The 781-nt window shown below is 39.9% G+C and carries 2 protein-coding genes; both read right to left on the bottom strand.

What is annotated here, in order from left to right; genetic code table 11:
* Window positions 1–58 precede the first annotated feature (58 nt).
* Window positions 59–286, bottom strand: coding sequence for a hypothetical protein (locus tag FE394_RS18100; protein ID WP_319927731.1), 228 nt, complete (start codon window positions 284–286; stop codon window positions 59–61).
* A 321-nt stretch (window positions 287–607) separates the two neighbouring features.
* Window positions 608–775: a lysis system i-spanin subunit Rz gene (locus tag FE394_RS19795; RefSeq protein WP_419836363.1), complete on the bottom strand. Its 168-nt coding sequence runs from the start codon at window positions 773–775 to the stop codon at window positions 608–610.
* Window positions 776–781 lie beyond the last annotated feature (6 nt).

Genomic DNA, 781 nt, shown 5'->3' with positions numbered 1-781 from the left:
GATATAAAAATGCCACCACGGTTGTGATGGCATGGGTTATTGCTTTAATAGACTGGCTTTAAATTTGACTAACTGCTTTTTTAAGTTTTTCTTTTGCTATTTCAATGACTCTATCTTTAATTTCATTAACAGATAAAGTTTCACTTTCTAGTAAGACAATCTCAGTCACAAAACGATAATCATCAAGTTCTTCTGAAGAACAGACAAGTTCCACCCCCAAGCCTTCATGGCGAACGCCATCAATATAAACTCCAGTAGGTGTTATATTTTTAACTAAAAAATCCATGATACCTTCCTTATTAATACCTTATTTATTGGAAGTACCATTTTAATTTCGCTGTAGTTTTAATACAGTCTTCACACTTGTCTCTAGTTTCAAACAAATCTACAAATACTGTCTCTAACATACTCCCACCACCCCAGAATCATTTGCTCTGAGGTGGCAGGGTGTTATTTGTTCTCATGATATTGGCCCGTTCCTCTATCTTTCCTATAATTGTCTCTAACTGCAACGCCAGACAGTACATTCTGAAGAGTGACGGTGAGAATGATGACTGATTAGCTTGTGCACGATACTCAGTCGCTATTATGGGGGTTTGATATGTAATCATTTCTTTCCTCTGCATTCCGCCTTCACATAATCCCTCAATCCAACGTACTGGGCTTCGAGGGTTTCAAGTTCTCCGAGGAGACGTACAAAATCTTGTTCAGCGTCTTTCTCCAGTCGGGCGGGTCTTGAACCATCCAAGCCGGAGGGGGCAGCGGTTTCAGACACTGGACA

It is taken from the genome of Xenorhabdus littoralis, assembly GCF_033949345.1.
Lineage (GTDB): Bacteria > Pseudomonadota > Gammaproteobacteria > Enterobacterales > Enterobacteriaceae > Xenorhabdus > Xenorhabdus littoralis.
This window is presented reverse-complemented; position numbering and strand designations above follow the sequence as displayed.